This is a genomic window from Cedecea sp. VD22 (assembly GCF_037150195.1).
In the GTDB taxonomy this organism is placed as follows: domain Bacteria; phylum Pseudomonadota; class Gammaproteobacteria; order Enterobacterales; family Enterobacteriaceae; genus Cedecea.
The window spans coordinates 16,177-38,941 of record NZ_JBBCPX010000004.1; the positions used below are offsets into that span (position 1 = coordinate 16,177).

Annotated in this window: 19 protein-coding genes, 2 tRNA genes and 1 other RNA gene; 7 read left to right on the top strand and 15 right to left on the bottom strand. The window is 52.2% G+C overall.

The window, feature by feature from the left end:
- Positions 1-3 precede the first annotated feature (3 nt).
- The 6 genes from oppF to WFK85_RS10270 all read right to left on the bottom strand — a co-directional run bounded on the left by oppF (position 4) and on the right by WFK85_RS10270 (position 7,061).
- Complete coding sequence (oppF, locus tag WFK85_RS10245; RefSeq protein ID WP_166992036.1) at positions 4-1,008, bottom strand: murein tripeptide/oligopeptide ABC transporter ATP binding protein OppF; 1,005 nt, start codon at positions 1,006-1,008, stop codon at positions 4-6.
- On the bottom strand, positions 1,005-2,018 hold the full coding sequence (locus tag WFK85_RS10250) for an ABC transporter ATP-binding protein (protein WP_039303721.1): 1,014 nt from the start codon (positions 2,016-2,018) through the stop codon (positions 1,005-1,007). Before WFK85_RS10250 ends, oppF begins: the two co-directional genes overlap by 4 nt.
- Before the next feature lie 11 nt (positions 2,019-2,029).
- Positions 2,030-2,938, bottom strand: a complete 909-nt coding sequence (gene oppC, locus WFK85_RS10255) for an oligopeptide ABC transporter permease OppC (protein WP_034807489.1) — start codon at positions 2,936-2,938, stop codon at positions 2,030-2,032.
- Between the two features lie 12 nt (positions 2,939-2,950).
- Positions 2,951-3,871, bottom strand: a complete 921-nt coding sequence (oppB, locus tag WFK85_RS10260; protein ID WP_008454251.1) for an oligopeptide ABC transporter permease OppB — start codon at positions 3,869-3,871, stop codon at positions 2,951-2,953.
- Positions 3,872-3,979: 108 nt separating this feature from the next.
- Entirely contained in the window at positions 3,980-5,611 is a 1,632-nt protein-coding gene (oppA, locus tag WFK85_RS10265) for an oligopeptide ABC transporter substrate-binding protein OppA (protein WP_008454249.1), read from the bottom strand.
- Between the two features lie 802 nt (positions 5,612-6,413).
- Positions 6,414-7,061, bottom strand: coding sequence for a YchE family NAAT transporter (locus WFK85_RS10270; RefSeq protein ID WP_008454247.1), 648 nt, complete (start codon positions 7,059-7,061; stop codon positions 6,414-6,416).
- A gap of 476 nt (positions 7,062-7,537) precedes the next feature.
- Between WFK85_RS10270 and adhE the strand changes: the two genes are divergently transcribed.
- Complete coding sequence (adhE, locus tag WFK85_RS10275; protein ID WP_166992030.1) at positions 7,538-10,210, top strand: bifunctional acetaldehyde-CoA/alcohol dehydrogenase; 2,673 nt, start codon at positions 7,538-7,540, stop codon at positions 10,208-10,210.
- A gap of 119 nt (positions 10,211-10,329) precedes the next feature.
- Here the strand turns inward: adhE and tdk are convergent, their stop codons facing one another.
- The gene (gene tdk, locus WFK85_RS10280; protein WP_039303730.1) at positions 10,330-10,935 is read right to left on the bottom strand and encodes a thymidine kinase; all 606 of its coding nucleotides are present in this window, start codon (positions 10,933-10,935) and stop codon (positions 10,330-10,332) included.
- A gap of 554 nt (positions 10,936-11,489) precedes the next feature.
- On the opposite strand from tdk, the gene hns reads away from it, so the two are divergent.
- A complete protein-coding gene (hns, locus tag WFK85_RS10285; RefSeq protein WP_008454242.1) occupies positions 11,490-11,897 on the top strand; it encodes a histone-like nucleoid-structuring protein H-NS in 408 nt (135 codons plus the stop codon).
- 756 nt (positions 11,898-12,653) lie between these two features.
- Here the strand turns inward: hns and WFK85_RS10290 are convergent.
- The 4 genes from WFK85_RS10290 to rssA form a co-directional block, all read right to left on the bottom strand.
- The gene (locus tag WFK85_RS10290) at positions 12,654-13,994 is read right to left on the bottom strand and encodes a UDP-glucose dehydrogenase family protein (RefSeq protein ID WP_336709742.1); all 1,341 of its coding nucleotides are present in this window, start codon (positions 13,992-13,994) and stop codon (positions 12,654-12,656) included.
- Positions 13,995-14,018: 24 nt separating this feature from the next.
- Positions 14,019-14,927, bottom strand: coding sequence for a UTP--glucose-1-phosphate uridylyltransferase GalU (gene galU / locus WFK85_RS10295; protein WP_008454237.1), 909 nt, complete (start codon positions 14,925-14,927; stop codon positions 14,019-14,021).
- A 202-nt stretch (positions 14,928-15,129) separates the two neighbouring features.
- The gene (gene rssB, locus WFK85_RS10300; protein WP_008454235.1) at positions 15,130-16,143 is read right to left on the bottom strand and encodes a two-component system response regulator RssB; all 1,014 of its coding nucleotides are present in this window, start codon (positions 16,141-16,143) and stop codon (positions 15,130-15,132) included.
- An 81-nt stretch (positions 16,144-16,224) separates the two neighbouring features.
- Positions 16,225-17,133: a patatin-like phospholipase RssA gene (gene rssA / locus WFK85_RS10305; protein WP_336709743.1), complete on the bottom strand. Its 909-nt coding sequence runs from the start codon at positions 17,131-17,133 to the stop codon at positions 16,225-16,227.
- A 113-nt stretch (positions 17,134-17,246) separates the two neighbouring features.
- Between rssA and WFK85_RS10310 the strand changes: the two genes are divergently transcribed.
- From WFK85_RS10310 to WFK85_RS10330, 5 genes are all read left to right on the top strand, one after another.
- The gene (locus WFK85_RS10310) at positions 17,247-17,702 is read left to right on the top strand and encodes a YchJ family metal-binding protein (RefSeq protein ID WP_166992025.1); all 456 of its coding nucleotides are present in this window, start codon (positions 17,247-17,249) and stop codon (positions 17,700-17,702) included.
- Between the two features lie 63 nt (positions 17,703-17,765).
- Positions 17,766-18,608 carry a formyltetrahydrofolate deformylase gene (purU, locus tag WFK85_RS10315; protein WP_008454230.1) on the top strand — a complete coding sequence of 281 codons (843 nt, stop codon included), beginning with the start codon at positions 17,766-17,768 and terminating at the stop codon, positions 18,606-18,608.
- Positions 18,609-18,765: 157 nt separating this feature from the next.
- Positions 18,766-18,850 (top strand) — tRNA-Tyr (locus tag WFK85_RS10320).
- A gap of 43 nt (positions 18,851-18,893) precedes the next feature.
- A non-coding RNA gene (locus WFK85_RS10325) (RtT sRNA) lies at positions 18,894-19,024 on the top strand.
- A 26-nt stretch (positions 19,025-19,050) separates the two neighbouring features.
- Positions 19,051-19,135 (top strand) — tRNA-Tyr (locus WFK85_RS10330).
- Positions 19,136-19,648: 513 nt separating this feature from the next.
- Here the strand turns inward: WFK85_RS10330 and crcB are convergent.
- The 4 genes from crcB to WFK85_RS10350 are packed head-to-tail and all read right to left on the bottom strand — an operon-like array spanning position 19,649 to position 22,720.
- Complete coding sequence (crcB, locus tag WFK85_RS10335) at positions 19,649-20,026, bottom strand: fluoride efflux transporter CrcB (RefSeq protein WP_008454228.1); 378 nt, start codon at positions 20,024-20,026, stop codon at positions 19,649-19,651.
- A 54-nt stretch (positions 20,027-20,080) separates the two neighbouring features.
- Positions 20,081-21,370, bottom strand: coding sequence for a phosphopyruvate hydratase (gene eno, locus WFK85_RS10340; protein ID WP_336708121.1), 1,290 nt, complete (start codon positions 21,368-21,370; stop codon positions 20,081-20,083).
- Positions 21,371-21,380: 10 nt separating this feature from the next.
- Complete coding sequence (locus WFK85_RS10345) at positions 21,381-21,812, bottom strand: universal stress protein (protein ID WP_008454225.1); 432 nt, start codon at positions 21,810-21,812, stop codon at positions 21,381-21,383.
- The gene (locus WFK85_RS10350) at positions 21,809-22,720 is read right to left on the bottom strand and encodes a DHH family phosphoesterase (RefSeq protein ID WP_336708123.1); all 912 of its coding nucleotides are present in this window, start codon (positions 22,718-22,720) and stop codon (positions 21,809-21,811) included. Before WFK85_RS10350 ends, WFK85_RS10345 begins: the two co-directional genes overlap by 4 nt.
- Positions 22,721-22,765 lie beyond the last annotated feature (45 nt).

Sequence of the window (22,765 nt, forward strand, 5' to 3'; positions counted from 1 at the left end):
AGATTATAGCGGGTCAATCTTCAGACAGGAAACCGCATGGCGGAAACTGCCTTCCAGCACCGGACGCGTTTTGGCGCATTCCGGGCCGGCAATCGGGCAGCGGGTGCGGAACACGCAGCCTGATGGCGGATTGATGGGCGACGGCAGCTCCCCTTCCAGCAGCTGGATAGTTTTGTTCTTCTCCAGATCCGGATCGGGGATCGGCACCGCCGACATCAGCGCTTTGGTATAAGGGTGCAGAGGATTGTGGTACACCTCATCGTAGGTGCCCAGCTCCACCGCATGGCCCAGATACATGACCAGCACGCGATCGGAGATGTGCTTCACCACCGCGAGATCGTGGGCGATGAAGATTAACGACAGCCCCATTTCGCGCTGCAGTTTCTGTAGCAGGTTAACCACCTGCGCCTGAATGGACACGTCCAGCGCGGAGACCGGCTCATCACAGATGATGAGTTTTGGCTCAAGAATCAGCGCGCGTGCGATACCGATACGCTGGCACTGGCCGCCGGAGAACTCATGCGGGTAGCGGTTGACCAGGTTTGGCAGCAGGCCGACCTTCATCATCATCGCCTTCACGCGGTCGCGAACTTCCTGCTTAGGCATTTTTGGATGATAGGTCAGCAGCGGCTCGGCGATGATATCGCCGATGTTCATCCGCGGGTTCAGCGATGCCAGAGGATCCTGGAAAATCATCTGAATATCGCTGCGCACATCGCGCCACTCTTCCTGTTTCATGCCCAGAAGATCTTTCCCCAGCCACGCTACTCGGCCATCGGTCGCTTTCACCAGGCCAATGATGGCGCGGGCAAAGGTCGATTTACCGCAGCCGGACTCGCCCACCACGCCGAGGGTTTCCCCTTCGTACAGGCGCAGCGTCACGCCATCCACGGCTTTCAGGGTTTTGGAAGGCTGCCAGAACCACTGTTTGCCATCTTTGATGTCAAAATGCACCTTCAGGTCAGCGATTTCTAACAGAACTTTTCTCTCTTCTGCAACGGTGCTCATGCTAATTCCTCCACCGGTCTAAAGCAGGCACGCAGGCGGCCATCACCAAACTGCTCCAGTGGCGGAGCACTATTACACGCTTCCATCGCAAACTGGCAGCGAGGCTGGAACGGACACCCCTGCGGCAGGCGCAGCAGGTTCGGCGGGTTGCCTGGAATGGTCAGCAGAGATTCACCTTCCGCATCCAGACGCGGTACCGCGTTCAACAGGCCGATTGAGTACGGGTGTACCGGCTTGTAGAAGACGTCGCGCGCGTTGCCGTATTCCATCGTACGCCCGGCGTACATCACCAGCACTTTGTCGCAGATCCCGGCCACAACACCCAGGTCGTGGGTGATCATGATGATCGCCGTGTTGAACTCACGCTTCAGCTCGTTCAGCAGCGTCATGATCTGCGCCTGAACGGTAACGTCCAGTGCGGTAGTCGGTTCGTCAGCAATCAGCAGTTTTGGCCGACACAGCAGCGCCATGGCAATCATCACGCGCTGGCGCATCCCGCCGGAGAACTCGTGCGGGAACATGCGCATACGCTTCCGCGCTTCCGGCATTTTTACCGCATCCAGCATCCGCACAGACTCTTCAAACGCTTCCGCCTTACCGAGTTTTTTGTGCAGCATCAGCACTTCCATCAGCTGATCGCCCACACGCATGTACGGGTTCAGCGAGGTCATCGGATCCTGGAAAATCATCGAGATTTGCTCGGCGCGCAGGCGGTTAAGCTGCGACTCCGGCAGGTTCAGGATCTCTTTGCCGTTGAATTTTGCAGAGCCGCCGATACGACCATTGGCCGCCAGCAGGCCCATCAGCGCGAAGGCCGTTTGGGATTTGCCCGAGCCGGACTCACCGACAATGCCGAGGGTTTCACCGGCACGCAGGCTAAAGTTGAGGTCGTTTACTGCCGTGACGTCGCCGTCGGGTGTGCCAAAGGTCACACGCAGGTCTTTAACGTCCAGCAGGACCTCAGATTTGTTCAGTGGAGCGGCCACCGGAGAGGTTTCAATAGTACTCATGGAGCGACTCCTTAACGATCTTTCGGGTCGAGGGCATCACGCAGGCCATCGCCGATAAAGTTAAAACAGAACAGCGTAACCACCAGGAAGCCTGCCGGGAACAGCAGAAGCCACGGTGATACCTCCATGGAGTTTGCACCGTCGCTTAACAGCGCTCCCCAGCTGCTCAGAGGCTCCTGCGTGCCGAGGCCCAGGAAACTCAGGAAAGATTCGAACAGGATCATGCTAGGTACCAGCAGTGAGGCGTAAACCACCACCACGCCCAACACGTTCGGCACAATATGGCGCAGAACGATGTTAATGGTCGAAACACCGCCTACGTGTGCCGCTTCGATGAACTCTTTGCGTTTCAGGCTCAGGGTCTGGCCGCGCACGATACGCGCCATGTCCAGCCAGGACACCATGCCGATAGCCACGAAGATCAGCAGGATGTTTTGCCCGAAGAAGGTCACCAGCAGGATCACGAAGAACATGAACGGGAAGGAGTTCAGGATCTCCAGCAGACGCATCATCACGGAGTCGATTTTGCCGCCGAGATAGCCCGCCAGGCAGCCGTACAGCGTCCCAACAATAACCGCCACCAGCGCAGCAGAAATACCCACCATAAGGGAGATACGTCCCCCAATGGCAACACGCACCAGCAGATCGCGACCGGACGAATCGGTCCCGAAATAGTGACCGGATGCCATATCAGGGGCCGCCGACATCATGCCCCAGTCGGTATCAAAGTAGGTAAACTGCGACAGAACTGGCGCAAAAGCCACGAACAGCGCAATCAGAGCCAGGACAAACAGGCTGGTGATCGCCGCGCGGTTATGGATAAAACGGCGACGCGCATCCTGCCACAGGCTGCGACCTTCAACTTCCAGTTTTTCACTGAAGTTTTCCAGCGCCTCGCTGTTTTTCTTAGTCAACATTATGGCCACTCCAGCTTAGTAACGGATTTTCGGGTCGATAACGGCATACAGCACGTCAACGACCGCGTTGAACAGAATCGTCAGCGCGCCGACCAGAATGGTCAGGCTGAGAACCAGTGAGTAGTCACGGTTCAGCGCCCCGTTAACAAACAGCTGACCGATGCCCGGCAGGCCATAAATTGTTTCAATCACCATGGAGCCCGTGATGATGCCCACAAACGCTGGTCCGAGGTATGACAGGACCGGCAGCAGCGCAGGTTTCAGGGCATGGCGCAGCACGATACGACGCATCGGCAGGCCTTTGGCACGTGCGGTGCGGATAAAGTTAGAGTGCAGGACTTCAATCATTGAGCCGCGGGTAATACGCGCGATGCTCGCGATGTACGCCAAAGACAGGGCTATCATCGGCAGTATCATGTACTTCGGCGCTCCCCCGTTCCAGCCGCCACCGGGCAGCCATTTAAGGGTGATAGCGAAGATCAGTACCAGCAACGGCGCCACCACGAAGCTGGGGATAACCACCCCCGTCATGGCAAAGCCCATTACCGTGTAATCCCATTTGGTGTTTTGATTCAGCGCCGCAACCACGCCCGCCGTCACACCCAGCACAATGGCAAAGATGAAAGCCGCTGCACCTAATTTTGCGGATACCGGGAAGCTGGAGGCCACCAGGTCATTGACCGAATAGTCTTTGTATTTAAATGACGGCCCAAAATCCCCATGCGCCAGCTGTTTTAAATAGCTGAAATACTGCGTGGTGATCGGATCGTTAAGGTGATACTTCGCTTCGATGTTCGCCATGACTTCTGGCGGCAGCGTACGTTCGCCGGTAAAAGGACTCCCCGGTGCGAGACGCATCATAAAGAAGGAAATAGTGATAAGAATAAAGAGTGTCGGAATTGCTTCCAGACAACGACGTAGAATAAATTTCAACATTGCCCGTACCTTCTGGCCTGTGCCTTTGCAGTGCGATGTAAATAAGACACGATGGGGCAGAATCTATCCACCGGCCGAAACCGGTGGGTCCTGCCCCACGAATTGCCATTAATGTTTGATAATGTACAAGTCTCTTACGTAGACATTATCCATCGGGTCTTTACCGGTGTAACCACCCACCCACGGCTTAACCAGACGGGCGTTAACGTAGTAGTAAACCGGGACGATGGCTGAGTCTTTATCAAGCTGCTGCTCAGCTTTCTCATACAGCGCGGTACGCTGGGCTTCGTCGGTCACTTTCAGGGTGTCGGCAATAATCTTGTCGAACGCCGGGCTCTTATAGTGCGCGGTGTTGTTAGAGCTGTCGGACAGCATAGTGTTCAGGAAGGAAGTCGGTTCGTTATAGTCCGCACACCAGCCCGCACGCGCCACGTCGAAGGTCCCCTGATGACGGGTATCCAGGAAGGTTTTCCACTCCTGGTTCTCCAGCTTGACGTTCACGCCCAGGTTTTTCTGCCAGATAGACGCCACGGCGATAGCCAGCTTCTTGTGCAGATCGGAGGTGTTGTACAGCAGGTTGAAGGTCAGCGGCTTGTCTTTGGTGTAACCTGCTTCAGCCAGCAGTTTTTTGGCTTCTTCGTTACGCTTGTCCTGAGACCAGGTGAACCACTCTGGCGGGGTCAGTTTCGCGCCATCGGTATACGGCGGGGTATAACCATAAGCCGGCAGATCGCCCTGGTTTTTCACTTTGTTCACGATGATGTCGCGATCCAGGCCCAGTTTCAGCGCCGCACGAACGCGAGGATCGGTAAATGGTGCTTTCTGGTTGTTGATCTCGTAGTAATAAGTACACAGGTACGGATCGGCGTGAACTTCAGTTGGAATTTCTTTTTTCAGTTTCTGGAACAGCTCAATCGGCAGGTTGTTATACGTCATGTCGATTTCACCGCTGCGGTAGCGGTTAACGTCTGTTACTTCAGAAGAGATTGGCAGGTAGGTCACCTGGTTAATCACGGTTTTCGCGTTATTCCAGTAGTTGGTGTTACGCACCAGAACGATACGCTCGTTCACCACCCAATCTTTTAATTTGTAAGCACCGTTGGTCACGATGTTGGCAGGCTGGGTCCACTTGTCGCCGAATTTCTCAACGGTCGCTTTCGGTACCGGAGAAACGGATGGGTGAACCAGCAGCTTGTAGAAGTACGGCACCGGCTCGCTCAGGGTGACTTCCAGAGTGTGGTCATCGATGGCTTTCACGCCCAGATCGCTGGTCGGCTTTTTACCGGCAATGATATCGTCGATATTGGTCAGGTGACCGTATTGCAGGTAGCTGGAATAAGGAGAGGCGGTTTTCGGGTCAGCCAGGCGCTGCCAGCTGTAAACAAAGTCCTGCGCGGTGACAGGTTCGCCGTTGGACCATTTCGCGTCTTTACGCAGGTGGAAAGTCCAGACTTTAAAATCTTTATTGTCCCAGGACTCTGCGACACCCGGAGACGGGTGGCCCTGCAGATCGCTTACCAGCAGACCTTCGAACAGGTCTCGGCTGATATTGGACTCTGGCACGCCTTCGATTTTGTGCGGATCAAGAGATTGAGGTTCTGAGCCGTTGTTACGAACCAGATCTTGTTTCTCTGCCAATTGCACACCCGCCGGAACATCTGCCGCCATCGCGACATTGCCAGCAATCAGCGCAGTTAAAATGCCCGCTGCAATCAGGCTTTTTTTAGTGATATTTGTCATTGTGTTGGTACTCCACTCATTATAATTACCGACCCGAAAGTCGGCCTCTTCCCCTCAGGGGTCCCTTACAGCGCAGGAGCGTTAAACGTCCGTACGGGATACTGCTTTCCTTACTACTTCGCTATCACCGACTTTATTTTCGGGCCGCTCGATTCGGCGACCTCATTACGTCGATTCTTTTGCCGCCGATTGCGTGGTCGACGGCCATGATTTAGTGGTTCGCAGGACATGATTACGCTGCGAAATCATTCTCATCTAGAAAAGAAACATTTTTCAGCGAATTGTTTTGCCCGGAAAGTATCAAAAGCTTCAGATACCCGCCAATACAATTTGCAAATTTGTTAACCATTTCTCTTTTATGGAGAGATTGTGGGGAGCGTCATGCAGGAAGGATGTTTATAAAAACCCAATCATAATCTTTATTATCATGGGGTTAGTATACTATCACTGCATTAGAGAGGAGGTCGGTTTATCGCCTGCTTCATCACTCACAAAAAATTAACAATTGATTATTTTTTAGCACATTCCTCTGCGGGAAGGCATGAATTACTAATATCATCTCAATAAACCCGCAGCAAGCCTGATTGCATAACGGATGCTAAATATCATTTCGATCGCCACTTTTCTGTACAGCTTGTTACAACGTCAACCTCTAATACACGGTTTTCCAAAGCATTTTCTTATGAAAGATTCGCATTTACTTTTGCAATAATGGGGATAGCGGGCAGGTAAAATTTTCTTCTACGGAAAGAAAAAAAGCAGAATAGAGATTCTGCTTTTTCATTTGAAAGCGGCAGCGAAATTAACTTGTCAGGCCCGGGAAGATAGCCCTGACCCCGGTGACAATAAATTCGATCCCCAGAGACATCAGAAGCAGGCCCATAATACGGGTAATCACGTTGATCCCGGTTTGCCCCAGTATGCGCACCAGCCACGGTGCAATGCGGAACAGCAGCCAACAGCAAAATGCAAACAGCGCAATGGCCAGGGAGAATCCCAGCAGGTGCCCCCAGCTGTGATAGCGACTTCCCCAGACAATCGTTGAACTGATGGCACCCGGCCCCGCCATCAACGGCAATGCCAGGGGAACAACCCCCACGCTTTCGCGTATCGCGCTCTCCGATTTCTCTTGCTTATTCTGTTTATCTTCACCCAGCTTGCCGCTGATCATTGACATAGCAATGGTCACAACAAGAATGCCGCCGGCAATGCGGAATGAATCAATTGAAATACCAAAAACTTGCAAAATACCGTCACCCAAAAAAAGTGAGGTCCAGAGAATAATCGCCACCGAGAGGTTGGCCGTGAGGTTGGTTTTATTTCTTGCTGCGGCACTCTGGTAACTGGTCATACTAATAAATACGGGAATGATCCCTACCGGGTTGACCAGAGCAAACATCCCGATAAAAAACTTAATATAGGTTGGCAGGTCGAAAAAGGATTGAGCCACACAAAACTCCGCAAATGAACAAAGCAAAAGCAGGCGTAATGTAATGGAAAAACACCCCTGCCGCTACGCTATTTCCCTGCTTAATCGATGCCTGCAACAACTTATTTTAGCATCATGGCGAACTGTTACCCGAATGTTGAATTTGTGATACTTTGTTTTGACATTGCTGTGACTAAATTTTTAAAGATTTATCAATCACCTGGATACCGCCTGCTGAATGGTGTCAGCATCGATTAGTTGTGATTTAGATCACGAAAAACCTACTCAGAAGTGAGTACTCTTGGACACATCTGAAAAGCAGGTTTCTCCACTAACACGGCTTATTCAGATGAGGCTCTTTTAGTAAATCAGCGCATGAATCCAGGTCATTTTTATGACAGTTTTTTGTCTTAAACACGCATTCGGTGGCTGCTGGCTATACTGTCGACTCGCGCAGCTTATTTACTAAAAGAGTTTAACATTATCAGGAGAGCATTATGGCTGTAACTAATGTCGCGGAACTGAACGCCCTCGTAGAGCGCGTAAAGAAAGCCCAGCGTGAATATGCCAACTTTACTCAAGAGCAAGTCGATAAGATTTTCCGTGCTGCCGCCCTGGCCGCTGCCGACGCTCGAATCCCCCTGGCTAAATTAGCCGTCGCTGAATCCGGTATGGGTATCGTCGAAGATAAAGTGATTAAAAACCACTTCGCTTCTGAATATATCTATAACGCTTATAAAGATGAGAAAACCTGCGGTGTGCTGTCTGAAGACGACACCTTCGGTACCATCACGATTGCCGAACCTGTCGGTATCATCTGCGGTATCGTGCCAACCACTAACCCAACTTCAACCGCCATTTTCAAATCGCTGATCAGCCTGAAAACCCGTAACGCGATCATCTTCTCCCCGCACCCACGCGCTAAAGATGCAACCAACAAAGCAGCGGACATTGTTCTGCAGGCTGCAATCGCGGCGGGCGCACCAAAAGATCTGATCGGCTGGATTGATCAACCTTCCGTCGAGCTGTCTAACGCCCTGATGCACCACCCGGACATCAACATGATTCTGGCGACCGGTGGCCCTGGCATGGTTAAAGCGGCTTACAGCTCCGGTAAACCGGCTATCGGCGTAGGCGCAGGTAACACACCTGTAGTGGTAGACGAAACTGCCGACGTTAAACGTGCTGTCGCGTCTATTTTGATGTCAAAAACCTTCGACAACGGCGTTATCTGTGCGTCTGAACAGTCCGTCATCGTTGTTGATTCTGTATACAACGCCGTTCGCGAACGTTTCGCCAGCCACGGCGGTTACCTGCTGCAGGGCAAAGAGCTGAAAGCCGTTCAGGACATCATCCTGAAGAATGGCGCGCTTAACGCCGCGATTGTGGGCCAGCCGGCAGCCAAAATTGCAGAACTGGCAGGCTTCACCGTACCAGCAGACACCAAAATCCTGATCGGTGAAGTGTCCGTAGTCGATGAGTCCGAGCCGTTTGCTCATGAAAAACTGTCCCCTACCCTTGCCATGTACCGCGCTAAAAACTTTGAAGACGCGGTAGTAAAAGCAGAAAAACTGGTTGAGATGGGCGGTATCGGCCATACCTCTTGCCTTTATACCGACCAGGACAACCAGCCTGCGCGCGTTAAGTTCTTCGGCGACAAAATGAAGACCGCACGTATCCTGATTAACACTCCGGCTTCTCAGGGGGGTATCGGTGACCTGTATAACTTCAAACTTGCGCCGTCTCTGACGCTGGGTTGTGGTTCATGGGGCGGTAACTCCATCTCCGAAAACGTGGGTCCTAAGCACCTGATCAACAAGAAAACCGTTGCTAAGCGAGCTGAGAACATGCTGTGGCATAAACTTCCGAAATCTATCTACTTCCGCCGTGGCTCTCTGCCAATTGCGCTGGATGAAGTGATTACTGATGGCCACAAACGTGCGCTGATTGTGACCGACCGTTTCCTGTTCAATAATGGCTATGCCGATCAAATCACCTCCGTGCTGAAAGCCGCTGGCGTAGAAACCGAAGTCTTCTTCGAAGTTGAAGCTGACCCTACGCTGACCGTTGTTCGCAAGGGTGCTGAACTGGCAAACTCCTTCAAACCAGACGTGATCATTGCGCTGGGCGGCGGCTCCCCAATGGATGCAGCCAAAATCATGTGGGTCATGTACGAACACCCAGAAACCCACTTCGAAGAACTGGCGCTGCGCTTTATGGATATCCGTAAACGTATCTACAAGTTCCCGAAAATGGGCGTGAAAGCGAAGATGATTGCGGTCACTACCACGTCCGGTACCGGTTCTGAAGTTACACCGTTTGCGGTTGTTACCGACGATGCAACCGGCCAGAAATACCCGCTGGCTGACTACGCGCTGACCCCGGACATGGCAATTGTTGATGCTAACCTGGTGATGGATATGCCTAAGTCGCTCTGCGCCTTTGGTGGTCTGGATGCCGTGACCCACGCGCTAGAAGCTTACGTTTCCGTCCTGGCAAGCGAATTCTCTGACGGCCAGGCTCTGCAGGCACTCAAACTGCTGAAAGAAAACCTGCCAGCTTCCTATAATGAAGGGTCTAAAAATCCGGTTGCACGTGAACGTGTTCACAACGCAGCGACTATCGCCGGTATCGCGTTTGCTAACGCCTTCCTGGGCGTGTGCCACTCCATGGCTCACAAACTGGGTTCTCAGTTCCACATTCCTCACGGTCTGGCGAACGCCCTGCTGATCTCCAACGTTATTCGCTATAACGCGAACGACAACCCAACCAAGCAGACGGCTTTCAGCCAGTACGACCGCCCACAGGCTCGTCGCCGCTACGCTGAAATCGCCGACCATCTGGGTCTGACCGCAGCGGGCGACCGTACCGCGGCTAAGATTGAGAAACTGCTGGCATGGCTGGAATCAATCAAAGCTGAACTGGGTATTCCTAAGTCCATCCGCGAAGCAGGCGTGCAGGAAGCAGACTTCCTGGCCCACGTGGATAAACTGTCCGAAGATGCCTTTGATGACCAGTGCACCGGCGCTAACCCACGCTATCCGCTGATTTCTGAACTGAAACAGATTCTGCTGGATACCTACTACGGCCGTCCGTTTGTTGAAGGTGCTGCGGCTAAAGAAGCTGCACCAGCGGCAAAAGCTGACAAAAAAGCCAAGAAAACGGCTTAATCGTTAGCCCTTAAAATGCAAAACCCGCCTTTTGGCGGGTTTTTTCTGTCTGAATACGTCACTCAGGCCTGCACAGCATGTTTAATGTAGAAACGTCACAGGAAGTTATGGTCGGTGAATCAGTTGCCCTGAATGGCCTGTAGAGAGCCTTTAAGCAATGCTTCTTTGTAATGCTTACGGCAGACCGAAACATAGCGCTCATTCCCGCCTATCACCACCTGTTCACCCTCATTATAAGGCCGACCTTCCTGATCGAGACGCAGCACCATACTGGCTTTACGGCCACAGAAACAAATCGTTTTCAGCTCAACCAATTTGTCTGACAGCGCCAGCAGGTACTGACTTCCGCTGAATAACTCCCCGCGAAAATCCGTTCGCAGCCCGTAGCATAAAACAGGAATATCCAGCTCATCGACAACATCAGATAAAGCATAAACCTGCTCTTTAGATAAAAATTGGCTTTCGTCCACCAGAACGCAGTGTATCGGGGCAGATTGCTGTTCGGCGCGGATGTCGGCCAGCAGGTCCGTTGTCGGATTATAAAGCCGGGCCGGGGAAGACAGACCAATACGCGAACTGACCTTACCCACACCAAAGCGATTATCAATTTCGGCGGTGTAGACCAGCGTACGCATCCCTCTTTCCTGGTAATTCCAGGATGACTGAAGTAGCGCCGTCGATTTTCCCGCATTCATTGCTGAGTAGTAAAAATAGAGTTGAGCCATTGCACCCGTTGCCTGAATCAAAAGTGTAAATTATGTTTCGGCGGATTGTACCACACTGTAACGTGCGGTGGATGGCGGATTACCTCGCTAAACATCAAGGTTAATTGTATCCGATATATTAATAAATCACGCTTATACATTGAGTAATAGCGGTACGCCGGATACATGAAACAGCTATGACGGATCGCCGATCCAGATGGGTTATCGCCTCTAATGAAATGCTTCACCTGCTCAATTATTATAAATTGTAAACGACCGCTATCCATCCTATGCCTAAATACCCGCGCTTGATATTTGATGATTAATGCGAAATTTTTATCTTTCCCTCATCATGACAAACCCTTTTGATGGCAGGGTTGTTGTCTAAAAATTGAGTCTTGAAGTGCCATTTCACGTGGTTTAGCGGCCAGGAATTAAGTTAACAGTATTTAAACTGCCACTTATATATCAGCAAATTTTGAATTACTTACATTCACGGCTATTGCAGAACCTAATATAACGCTCTATTATTAGCTCAAACGTCACCCCCCAATAATAAGTTTGAGATTACTACAATGAGCGAAGCACTTAAAATTCTGAACAACATCCGTACTCTTCGTGCCCAGGCAAGAGAATGCACCCTGGAAACTCTGGAAGAGATGCTGGAGAAATTAGAAGTTGTCGTTAACGAACGTCGTGAAGAAGAAAACGCGGCGGCGGCTGAAGTTGAAGAGCGCACTCGTAAACTGCAGCAATACCGTGAAATGCTGATTGCTGACGGCATCGACCCTAACGAACTGCTGAACAGCATTGCTGCTGTTAAATCTGCAGGTAAAGCGAAACGCGCTGCGCGTCCTGCTAAATACCAGTACATCGACGAAAACGGCGAAACTAAAACCTGGACTGGCCAGGGCCGTACGCCAGCAGTTATCAAGAAAGCAATGGATGAGCAAGGTAAGAAACTGGAAGACTTCCTGCTGTAATCCCCTCAGTGCTGCTTATTAAGATCCCGCTCCGGCGGGATTTTTTATTTGTGACGCACTTCATTTTAATGCCCCCGGCATGAACCACTTTAGTAAAACAATCCTATAACAGCTTACGTTTCTTTATTAATGAATCGTATTTAATATCTTTAGATACAATACCTGTCCTTTAGTACAGTTAATTTCTCCCGCTAATCATCAGGTTAAGCCTGACGCAGATTTATCTGGCGTTAAGGTAATCCATTTCTCGGGTTGATATACTCCATAAGCGTTATCAACTAAAAATGTGGCGTTACTACATAGAGTTGAATCCTTGCCTGAACAAAGTGGGGAATCCTGCCTGAAGATCTCATGCCGAGAGATTATTGAGTATCCCATACGTTGCATTTATCTCGCTGACGCCGAGACTGGTTCGCCCCACATACGCGCCGTGAAGTATATTACTGCCACTTTTATCGCTCATATTTACACGGCCCATTGTTATCAGCGTTTAGTCGCTCGCTTATCTTTCTGCTTCAAATGCACCCTGATGTTCAAATAACGAACACAACCCTTTACCTTAACCCCTATAAAGGTTTTGTCCGTCGAGCACGGCAGAATATTGCAGGAACACGGCTGAAAAGCCCTGTAGGAGCCTAATAGCGGGGATTTAAAATCTTAGGAGTGGTGCGAAGAAGGAGAACGTGACCGGCAGCGTACAGGCTCTCTGGTGCGCTGTCGTGCCGGTCACGATAAATAACAACAGACGGGCGTTATTTAAACAATATTAATGGAAGCACCGCGGCCGATTGCGTAATAAACAAAACCACGCTTATTCAGTCTTTCTGGATCATACAGATTACGACCATCGAAGATGACCGGCTGCTTCAGGGATTTCTTCATCAGATCGAAATCCGGAGCCTTAAAGCTCTGCCACTCGGTACAAACCACAAGCGCATCAGCGCCCTGCAGGGCCGCTTCTTTGGTTCCCATCAGCCTTAAATCACTGCGGTGGCCGTAAATACGCTGAGTTTCATCCATGGCTTCTGGATCGAAAGCCTGAATCTCTGCGCCTCGTTCCCACAGTGCCTCAATCAGCACCCGGCTGGAGGCTTCACGCATATCGTCTGTATTAGGCTTGAAAGACAGTCCCCAAAGCGCAAAGGTTTTGCCTTTCAGATCCTGGCCAAAGTGGCGGGTCACGAATTCAGGCAGTTTTTGCTTCTGAGCATAGTTAACCTCTTCGACCGCCTGCAGAATTTTTGGCGTGTAGCCAATCTGCTCTGCGGTGCGAATCAGCGCCTGAACATCTTTCGGGAAGCAGGAGCCACCGTAGCCGCAGCCTGGATAAATGAAACTGTAGCCAATCCGGGAATCGGACCCGATACCCATTCGCACTTTCTCGATGTCAGCCCCGAGACGTTCGGCCAGGTTAGCAATCTCGTTCATGAAGCTGATTTTGGTCGCCAGCATGCAGTTAGCGGCGTATTTAGTCAGCTCGGCGCTGCGGATATCCATCAGAATCATGCGATCGTGATTACGGTTGAACGGCTCGTACAGCTCACGAAGCAGGTCAATAACCTCTTCGTTATCCGTCCCGATGACGATACGCTCAGGGCGCATGCAGTCGGTAACCGCGGCACCTTCTTTCAGGAACTCGGGGTTAGAAACCACATCAAAGTTAATCTCCAGACCGCGAGATTTCAGGGTTTCTTCCATCACCGCACGGACTTTGTCTGCCGTGCCAACGGGTACCGTTGACTTGTCGATGACGACTTTATGTGAATCCATGTACTGCGCAATGGTACGCGCAACGGAAGTCACGTATTTCAGGTCAGCGGAACCGTCTTCATCCGGCGGAGTCCCCACGGCGATATAGTGCATTTCGCCATGGTTGACGCCCTCTTCAGCATTGGTGCTGAACTGCAGGCGCCCTTCTTCATAATTTTTCTTCACCAACGGCGCAAGGCCTGGCTCAAAGATAGGGATTTCACCTTTTTTCAGGTTTTCCACTTTCTTTGCGTCTACGTCGATGCACATGACGTCATGCCCAACATCAGCGAGCACGGCGGCCTGGACTAAACCAACGTAGCCAATACCAAATACGGTAACTTTCATCTTACCATCCTGCGTTGAATTAACTTATTTCTTCGCGCCAACGGTGGCTTCAAGCCAGGTTTTAAAGTCTGCACCCAGCGTGTTATGACGAATACCGTACTCAACAAACGCCTGCATATAGCCCAGCTTGTTGCCGCAGTCGTGGCTCACGCCTTTCATGTGGTAGGCTTCAACGGTCTCTTTTTCCATCAGCATTGCGATAGAATCGGTGAGCTGAATTTCATCCCCGGCACCTGGAGGGGTTTTCGCCAGCAGCGGCCAGATATCCGCGCTCAGCACATAGCGTCCGACAACGGCCAGATTGGATGGCGCAACGTCAGCTTTAGGTTTCTCAACAATCCCGACCATTGGCACGCTGTCGCCCGCAGAAAGCGCAGCGCCTTTGCAGTCAACCACGCCATAAGCGGTTACATCCGCAACAGGTTCAACCATGATTTGGCTGTGTCCGGTTTCGTCAAAGCGGCGGATCATTTCGGCCAGGTTGTCCTGAGAAAGGTCGGATTCGAACTCATCCAGAATCACGTCCGGCAGGATCACCGCAACCGGCTCATCACCGACGACAGGATGCGCACACATCACGGCGTGGCCCAGCCCTTTCGCCAGCCCCTGACGCACCTGCATAATGGTGACGTGCGGCGGGCAAATAGACTGCACTTCTTCCAGAAGCTGACGCTTAACGCGCTTCTCAAGCATGGCTTCCAGTTCAAAACTGGTGTCGAAGTGGTTCTCGATGGAATTTTTAGAAGAGTGGGTAACCAGTACAATCTCGGTAATACCGGCAGCGATACACTCATTAACGACATACTGAATCAGCGGTTTATCAACCAGCGGCAGCATCTCTTTTGGAATTGCCTTTGTTGCCGGCAACATACGCGTTCCCAACCCCGCAACCGGGATAACAGCTTTTCTTACTTTAGAATTAATGGCAGCCATTGAAAAAACCTCCAGGACTGTTCAAGTTTCACACTTGTCGTCAATTTAAAAACGCGGTTGAGTATATCAGCTTAAAAACGAAAACCGCCCCCCGTTTACTCCGGCAGCGGCTAATTTAAGACAAATACGATTAGGTTGGACGCGATATTACCACCGCCCGGGTTCCAGGAAAAAAGCTAAATGTAATCAGTTGTTCCGTTGTTTATTCTGCAGACAACATCAGCCGTAAACGCCCACCGGAGCCCCACACCTGGCATTGCCAGGCTTCGCACCGCTGGCTGATTTGATTGAGGTAGGCATTGCCCAGCGTCCCCAACGGCACGCCGTTGCTGACCTGGATTTGGTGCTCGCCGGTATTTAATGTGGCATTAAGCCCGGCGGAGACCAGAATGAGGTTTTTTAATCCGCTGTGATAATAACCCACAATGAGCGGAAATTGTCCGTTCAGGTTTGCCTGACGCAATAGTTGATTGACCTGTTTTAGTAAATTACCCAGTTCAGGTAAACGCTGGCCCTGATGCGAAAGTTGTTCCTGTAATAATCCGTTGAATAACGCTCTGAGCAACAGCGCGGCTAATACACCGTTATCGCCAGCACGGGTAACGTCTAAACAATAAAAAGCCAGATCATTATCTGAAAGTGGCGCAATATCGAGCACCAGACCAGGCTGATCGACCGCAATTAACTGGCGATAATTTATTCGGCAGCGCGACATAACCTGCTGGACCGGCGGTTGCAGTTCTTGCAGCAGCTTGGATGCAGCCTGAGGATCCCGTGCCAGCGCATCCCAATCCTGAAACAGCCGCTCCTCCTCTTCTACCCGGGAATTAAACATTGTGGGGTAGATACAGGACAATACGGTCTCTTTTAATCGATTAAGATCTTTAATGGGTTTCAGCAACACATCCTGCACACCGAGCCGTAAAGCCTGGGCTATGTCAGACATATTTTCCGTCGCTGAAATAACTAAAATGGGCGTTTGATTACCTTCGTTACGGATATGTTCCACCAGTTCAAGACCATTCATTCGTGGCATCGCCAGGTCACAAATCAGCAGATCCGGCGTAAATTGCCCCAGCTTCTCAAGCGCATCCATGCCGTCCCAGGCAAGCAGCGTGCCCGCGCCAAGCGACGTCAAATAGCTGTCCAGCAGAGAGCGGAAAACGGGCTCGTCTTCAACAATGAGGATCTGCTTTCCTTCCAGCGGGTAACTCATGCGCTTTCCTCTGCCTGGCAATATTTCAATAGTGGCACGGTATCGCAACGAGCGCCTGTCAGAAACGGGTTAAGTATTAACTTAATCATGAGTACGAACCAGCGGCAGTAGCTCATCCATTTTTTTCTCAACCGCAAGGTAGCCTGCCGCGATAGCTTCGGACGCACGATGAAAGTCGAGGGTGGAAATTTGCGGGCAAAAGGGCTGCAGAAGAATATCGGGAGGATCGCCCGCCATGCGGTTACGCTTGAGGCGGTTTTCCAGCACCTGAATCGAGGTCGTCATAATTTCCATCGCCGTCGGCGTAACAGTGGCCCGGCGGTGGGTCATTTTTCCCAAACGCTCCCGTAAACGACTGCGCCAGGACGCAGGCTGCGCCAGATTCTCCTCCCCGGCAGGCGTCATATTCACCGACAGCAGATCCTGCTGCATCAGGTGCGCATCGTGCTGCAAGTCCACCGCAATGACGATATCCGCCCCCAGCGCACGAGTGAGCGAGATCGGCACCGGATTGACAATTGCGCCATCCACCAGCCAGTAACCGTTGTGTGCAACGGGAGACAGCAGCCCCGGCATGCTGCAGGAGGCGCGAATAGCCTGATGGAGGTCGCCGTCGGTAAACCACAGCTCTCGCCCGGTACTCAGGTTGGTGGCCACGGCACCAAATCTCATGCCACAGCCCTCAATAGCGGTTTCTGGAATGATTTTGCGAATATTGTTAAACACGCGTTCACCGCGGAGCAGCCCGCCGCGACGCCAGGAAAGATCCATCAGACGCAGGACATCCCAGTAGCTGAATGATCGCACCCATCGCTCCATCACCGGCAACCGCTGGCTGGCACAGGCGGCACCGACCAGCGCGCCGACGGAACACCCTGCCACGATATCAATCTGAATCCCTGCTTTTTTTAACGCATTGATAACGCCAATGTGCGCCCATCCTTTGGCCGCACCCGACCCTAATGCCAGGCCGATCTTTACCTGTCTCATCACGCCTCGGTCAATCTTCCCCGGTAATCACTCCGTGACGCCAACGCCACCGCTCAGTTAACATAAGTGCTGCCGTCGTATTATTGGCGTCGTTTATTTTTCCTGGAGATATTATGTTGCAACTTTGTCCCTGTGGCAGCGGTTTGGAGTATAGCTTATGTTGCCAGCCTTACCTAAGCGCGGCCCAGCATCCGCAACGCCCGTCACAGCTTATGCGCTCTCGTTACACCGCTTTTGTGAAGCAGGATGCTGATTATCTTGTTGCAAGCTGGCATGAGAGCTGCCGCCGTCCGTCGTTAAAATCAGAAATATCCAGCGGCTTCGGCGACACGGAATGGCTCGGCCTGACGATATATGAAGAAGCCGAAGGCAAAGATGTCAACGAAGGATTTGTCAGCTTTGTGGCCCGTTTTCAGGAAAACGGCAAGCAAAGCGCGATAATCGAACGCTCTCGTTTCGTCAGGGAAAGCGGTCAATGGTACTATATCGACGGCCTCCGCCCGCAGTTCGGTCGTAATGACCCCTGCCCTTGCGGTTCTGGAAAAAAATATAAAAAATGCTGCGGATGATAGCCTTCGCTGCATAACAGCATTATTGTTTCGCAAACACCGTTCAACAGGATTTATCTCTTCATGCAGGCATTACAACGTAAAGTTCTCCGCACAATCTGCCCCGATCAGAAGGGTCTCATCGCGCGAATCACTAACATTTGCTACAAACACGAACTCAATATTGTTCAGAACAACGAATTTGTCGATCATCGTACCGGCCGCTTCTTTATGCGTACCGAGCTTGAAGGCATTTTTAACGACACTACGCTGATGGCCGACCTGGACAGCGCGCTGCCGGAAGGCTCAATTCGTGAATTGACGCCTGCGGGCCGCCGTCGCATTGTTATTCTGGTCACCAAAGAAGCCCATTGCCTCGGCGATTTGCTGATGAAATCCACCTATGGCGGCCTGGACGTAGAAATCGCTGCCGTCATCGGCAATCACGAAACCCTACGTACCTTAGTGGAGCGTTTCGACATTCCGTTCCAGTTAGTCAGCCACGAAGGGATGACGCGCGAAGAGCACGACATGCAAATGGCCGATGCTATCGAAGCACATAAACCAGACTACGTCGTGCTGGCCAAATACATGCGCGTATTGACGCCTGAGTTTGTCGCCCGCTTCCCGAACCAGATAATCAACATCCATCACTCGTTCCTGCCGGCGTTTATCGGCGCACGCCCTTACCACCAGGCCTACGAACGCGGCGTGAAGATTATCGGCGCCACCGCGCATTATGTTAATGATAATCTGGACGAAGGCCCGATCATCATGCAGGACGTGATCCACGTCGATCACACCTACACCGCCGACGACATGATGCGTGCCGGGCGTGACGTAGAGAAAAATGTGCTAAGCCGGGCGCTCTACGAAGTGTTGGCCCAGCGAGTCTTCGTTTACGGCAACCGTACGATTATTCTCTAATCACTCAGAAAATGAATTGGTTAGCTTTGCGGCGCTCAGCGTAAAAAAGCGGCAAACGATTCATTTTCCTCAAGTGAATGCTTTACAGCGGCGCTTCATTTGATATGATGCGCCCCGCTTCCACAGCGAAGCAGGCCAGTAACAAGCATTACCCCGTGGTGGGGTTCCCGAGCGGCCAAAGGGAGCAGACTGTAAATCTGCCGTCATCGACTTCGAAGGTTCGAATCCTTCCCCCACCACCATTATTCACCACAGTGATGTGGTAATACCGATGAGATGAGACAAAGTTTTCGCTTATCGGGAAGGGTGAGAATCTTCGACCAAGGTTCGAATCGAGCGAAAGCGAAATAACGCTGCTAAAGCAGCGGCCCGAAGGGTGAGGAGTGAAGCGACGAATAATCCTTCCCCCACCACCATCTAAAAATTCAAAGCATTAACCCCTGGCGGGGTTCCCGAGCGGCCAAAGGGAGCAGACTGTAAATCTGCCGTCATCGACTTCGAAGGTTCGAATCCTTCCCCCGCCACCATATTCCAGAACAAACCCCAACTTAAGAACTTGCACAATCATCCAGATTCCCGTTGGGGAAGGACGAGAAGCTTCGATTAAGGTTCGACTCACGTCAGTGAGAACGCGCTTGCGCGGTCATCCTTCCCCCGCCACCATCTTCCAGAACAAACCCCAACTTAAGAACTTGCACAATCATCCAGATTCCCGTTGGGGAAGGACGAGAAGCTTCGATTAAGGTTCGACTCACGTCAGTGAGAACGCGCTTGCGCGGTCATCCTTCCCCCGCCACCATCTTCCAGAACAAATCCCAACTTCAGAACTCGCACAATCATCCAGATTCCCATTGGGGAAGGATGAGAAGCTTCGATTAAGGTTCGACTCACGGCAGTGAGAACGCGCTTGCGCGGTCATCCTTCCCCCGCCTCCCTATTCCTGGCACTAGGGCTAATACTCTTATAAAACGCCTTTCGCTGTTGTTCTCTAAGAATAAAAAAGGCGAGCCAAACTCAGGCCCGCCGGTTGCACAGCCCTATTACATCACTGCATTTATGACAAAGAAACCGACCGCAGTCATTAACAGTGAACCCAGTACGTGAGCGAAAACGGACGCCATCGCCCAGGCATAATTCCCCCCCTGCAGCAGCGAAAACAGCTCAACAGAGAACGTTGAAAAAGTACTCATGCCGCCGCACAGGCCGGTGGTAATCAACAACTTCCAGCCGGGATCGAGCTGCGGCTGACGCAGAAAGAAAGCCATTGCGCCACCGATAATCAACCCAGCCAACAGGTTGACCGCCAGCGTACCGAGGGGCAAATGAGGGAAAAGGCCATTCAGACGTAACGCAAGGAGCCAGCGAATAACACACCCAGCCGAGCCGCCAACAATAACTGCAAACAGTGGTTTAACCATATTTCCCTCAAAAAGATCTAAACGATACGGTGTTGTTAAATAAGAACTTTGCTTTTAGCTTTTATGAATAAAAGCGCTACGTCCGGCAAAATGTGCATCTGCGCCTAGCGCCTGTTCAATTCGCATCAACTGATTATATTTTTCTACCCTTTCGCCCCGACAAGGCGCGCCGGTTTTCAGGTGCCCCGCACGCAGGGCAACCGTCATGTCCGCAATAAAGCTGTCCGTCGTTTCACCGCTGCGGTGAGAAATAAACGTTCCCCAGCCGTGCTGCTGGCAAAGTGCCACCGCGTCGAAGGTTTCGCTCAGGGTGCCTATCTGGTTCAGCTTGATCAGCGCCGCGTTAGCCAGGTTCTCTTCTATGCCACGTCGGATGTATTTCACGTTAGTCACGAAGAGATCGTCGCCCACCAGCTCGACCCTGTTGCCCAATTTTTGGTTCAGGTGCTTCCAGCCTGCCCAGTCATTCTCGGCCAGCCCATCTTCAAGCAGCACAATAGGAAACTGGCCCAGCAGATCGGCATAATTGCCCGTCATCTCTTCGGCGCTAAGCGTGCTTTTTTCCGTTCTTAGGTGGTATTTACCCTCGGTATAGAATTCGCTGGAAGCGGGATCGATACAGATGCTGATATCTTCCCCTGGCCGGTAGCCCGCTTTCTCAATCGCCTGCACGATAAACTGCAAAGGTTGTTTATTAGAGGACACCGCCGGGGCAAATCCGCCTTCATCACCCACGGCTGTAGAAAGATTGTTATCCAGCAGGATCTGGCGAAGCGCCTGGTAGACTTCGCTCCCCTGGCGCACGGCTTCGGTCAGGCTGGCCGCACCATGTGGCGCAATCATAAACTCCTGAAAATCCGCTCCCTGCCCCCGGGCATGCACCCCGCCGTTAACAATATTCATGCAGGGAACCGGCAGCAGGTTCGCCCTCAGCCCACCGAGATAGCGAAACAGCGGCTGGCCGGTTACCTGAGCTGCAAGCCGCGCGACGGCCAAAGAAACACCGAGAATGGCGTTAGCCCCCAACCGTGCCTTGTTTTCCGTGCCGTCCAGCGCCAGCAGAATATCATCCACCCGCCGCTGTTCACGGCCATCAACGCCCACAAGTGCCTGATGAATCTCGGTATTGATCGAATGCACTGCGTTCTGCACCCCCTTACCGTTGTAGCGCTGTTTATCGCCATCCCGTCGCTCTATGGCCTCCCTTGAACCCGTGCTGGCACCGGACGGAACCGAGGCCCGGGCCATAACCCCCTCTGTGGTATAAGCATCAACTTCAACGGTTGGGTTCCCACGAGAATCCAAAATTTCACGAGCAACTATTTTATCCAGCGTAAAATTCATGGTGATTACCTCATTGTTTGCCATCGATATGTTTAATCAGCACGTCAACATTCAGATGATTAACGTATTCCATCGAGTCAGAAGCGATCTGCCCCAGCCAGCGGTTGCGGTGCCCGGCCAGCACCAGGTCCACATCCAGTGAAGAAATGCATTTTTCAACGTCTTCAAAGCGGTTCAACGTCACCAGCTCCCGCGTTTTTACCGGCACGTTGACCGAGCGCACCAGCTCGCTAAACAACGCTTTCGCCTGAATCAGGTCGGCAGAAACGTTGTCATCCATTCGCGCATCGGAGACGTAATTCATCTCCCGGTAGTCTTCGCTGATGTGGACGAGGGTGATTTGGACGGGCAGCGCCCCGGCAAGGCGAGCGGCATGTTGAATCAGCACCTGCCCGTCGGTCTTGCCCTGAATAAGTACGAGAACGTGGGAGTAGAGGTTCATAGCGGGCTCCTGGCGGGATTGAGCTGGCTTTGCAGCCAGGGGAGAAGCTGTTTTTTGCGACTCATCATGCCCGGCATCACGCGGGGCTGCGCCCCAGGCATCAATGAAGAGGTGGAGAAATAGAGTTCAGATTCACAAGCATTAATATCGGTCACCATCAACACGACAAGATCGACATCGGCGTCGGCCGCATGCAGATTCATTTCTTCCAGCAGAGCATCCAGTTGAGGAGCAAGTTGCGTTAGAGAGTAGAGTTCCAGCTGCGCAATTTTTAGCCGAACACCGTTGATGTCAAAACGCTTGAGATCTTTGTGCAGCAGTTCCCTCGCGCTCTGCCCGGCCACAGAGGTCTTGGCCGTGAGCAGGTCGGCAATAAACTCTTCATAATCGATACCGATGCGCCCGGCCAGCTCATCCGCCGCCAGCCTATCCTCAGGTGTGGTCGTGGGCGAACGTAGCGCGACGGTGTCACTGAGCAGCGCGCCCAGGAGCAAAATAGCCTCGCTGGCAGAGATCCCGGCCCGAAGTCGGGCGTCCATAAGCTGCCAGATCACCGTGGCCGTGCTGCCTACGGGTTTGATGCACACCTCCGGCGGCAACCGGGTAATCAGCCCGCCCAAACGGTGATGATCGATGATCCCAACAATATTGCCGGTGATAAGCGAGTCTGGCCCTTGCCCCGGCTCGTTAAAATCCACCAGCCAGATGTCTTTGTTGCTCAGAGAAGACGAGAGAAGCCCGGGCAGAGGAAGAGCGGCACGGGAGAAAATCAGTTCAGTTTCACGGTTAACCTCGCCGCAGCGCCACGCCTGTGCCGTGCGGCCCCGCAGCGTTAACCAGCGAGCAACCATCACGGCGCTGCAAACGGCATCGCTGTCGGGATGAAGGTGACCAATAACATGTATCATGGCTCGAGCCCCGTTAAGGGAAGCATGCAGAGCCGGGGGGTAAAC

Excerpts from the sequence above, each read along its gene's own strand:
- oppF (WP_166992036.1), bottom strand. The coding sequence starts at position 1,008 with ATGAGCACCGTTGCAGAAGAGAGAAAAGTTCTGTTAGAAATCGCTGAC.
- WFK85_RS10250 (WP_039303721.1), bottom strand. The coding sequence starts at position 2,018 with ATGAGTACTATTGAAACCTCTCCGGTGGCCGCTCCACTGAACAAATCT.
- oppB (WP_008454251.1), bottom strand. The coding sequence starts at position 3,871 with ATGTTGAAATTTATTCTACGTCGTTGTCTGGAAGCAATTCCGACACTC.
- oppA (WP_008454249.1), bottom strand. The coding sequence starts at position 5,611 with ATGACAAATATCACTAAAAAAAGCCTGATTGCAGCGGGCATTTTAACT.
- adhE (WP_166992030.1), top strand. The coding sequence starts at position 7,538 with ATGGCTGTAACTAATGTCGCGGAACTGAACGCCCTCGTAGAGCGCGTA.
- tdk (WP_039303730.1), bottom strand. The coding sequence starts at position 10,935 with ATGGCTCAACTCTATTTTTACTACTCAGCAATGAATGCGGGAAAATCG.
- hns (WP_008454242.1), top strand. The coding sequence starts at position 11,490 with ATGAGCGAAGCACTTAAAATTCTGAACAACATCCGTACTCTTCGTGCC.
- WFK85_RS10290 (WP_336709742.1), bottom strand. The coding sequence starts at position 13,994 with ATGAAAGTTACCGTATTTGGTATTGGCTACGTTGGTTTAGTCCAGGCC.
- galU (WP_008454237.1), bottom strand. The coding sequence starts at position 14,927 with ATGGCTGCCATTAATTCTAAAGTAAGAAAAGCTGTTATCCCGGTTGCG.
- rssB (WP_008454235.1), bottom strand. The coding sequence starts at position 16,143 with ATGAGTTACCCGCTGGAAGGAAAGCAGATCCTCATTGTTGAAGACGAG.
- rssA (WP_336709743.1), bottom strand. The coding sequence starts at position 17,133 with ATGAGACAGGTAAAGATCGGCCTGGCATTAGGGTCGGGTGCGGCCAAA.
- WFK85_RS10310 (WP_166992025.1), top strand. The coding sequence starts at position 17,247 with ATGTTGCAACTTTGTCCCTGTGGCAGCGGTTTGGAGTATAGCTTATGT.
- purU (WP_008454230.1), top strand. The coding sequence starts at position 17,766 with ATGCAGGCATTACAACGTAAAGTTCTCCGCACAATCTGCCCCGATCAG.
- crcB (WP_008454228.1), bottom strand. The coding sequence starts at position 20,026 with ATGGTTAAACCACTGTTTGCAGTTATTGTTGGCGGCTCGGCTGGGTGT.
- eno (WP_336708121.1), bottom strand. The coding sequence starts at position 21,370 with ATGAATTTTACGCTGGATAAAATAGTTGCTCGTGAAATTTTGGATTCT.
- WFK85_RS10345 (WP_008454225.1), bottom strand. The coding sequence starts at position 21,812 with ATGAACCTCTACTCCCACGTTCTCGTACTTATTCAGGGCAAGACCGAC.
- WFK85_RS10350 (WP_336708123.1), bottom strand. The coding sequence starts at position 22,720 with ATGATACATGTTATTGGTCACCTTCATCCCGACAGCGATGCCGTTTGC.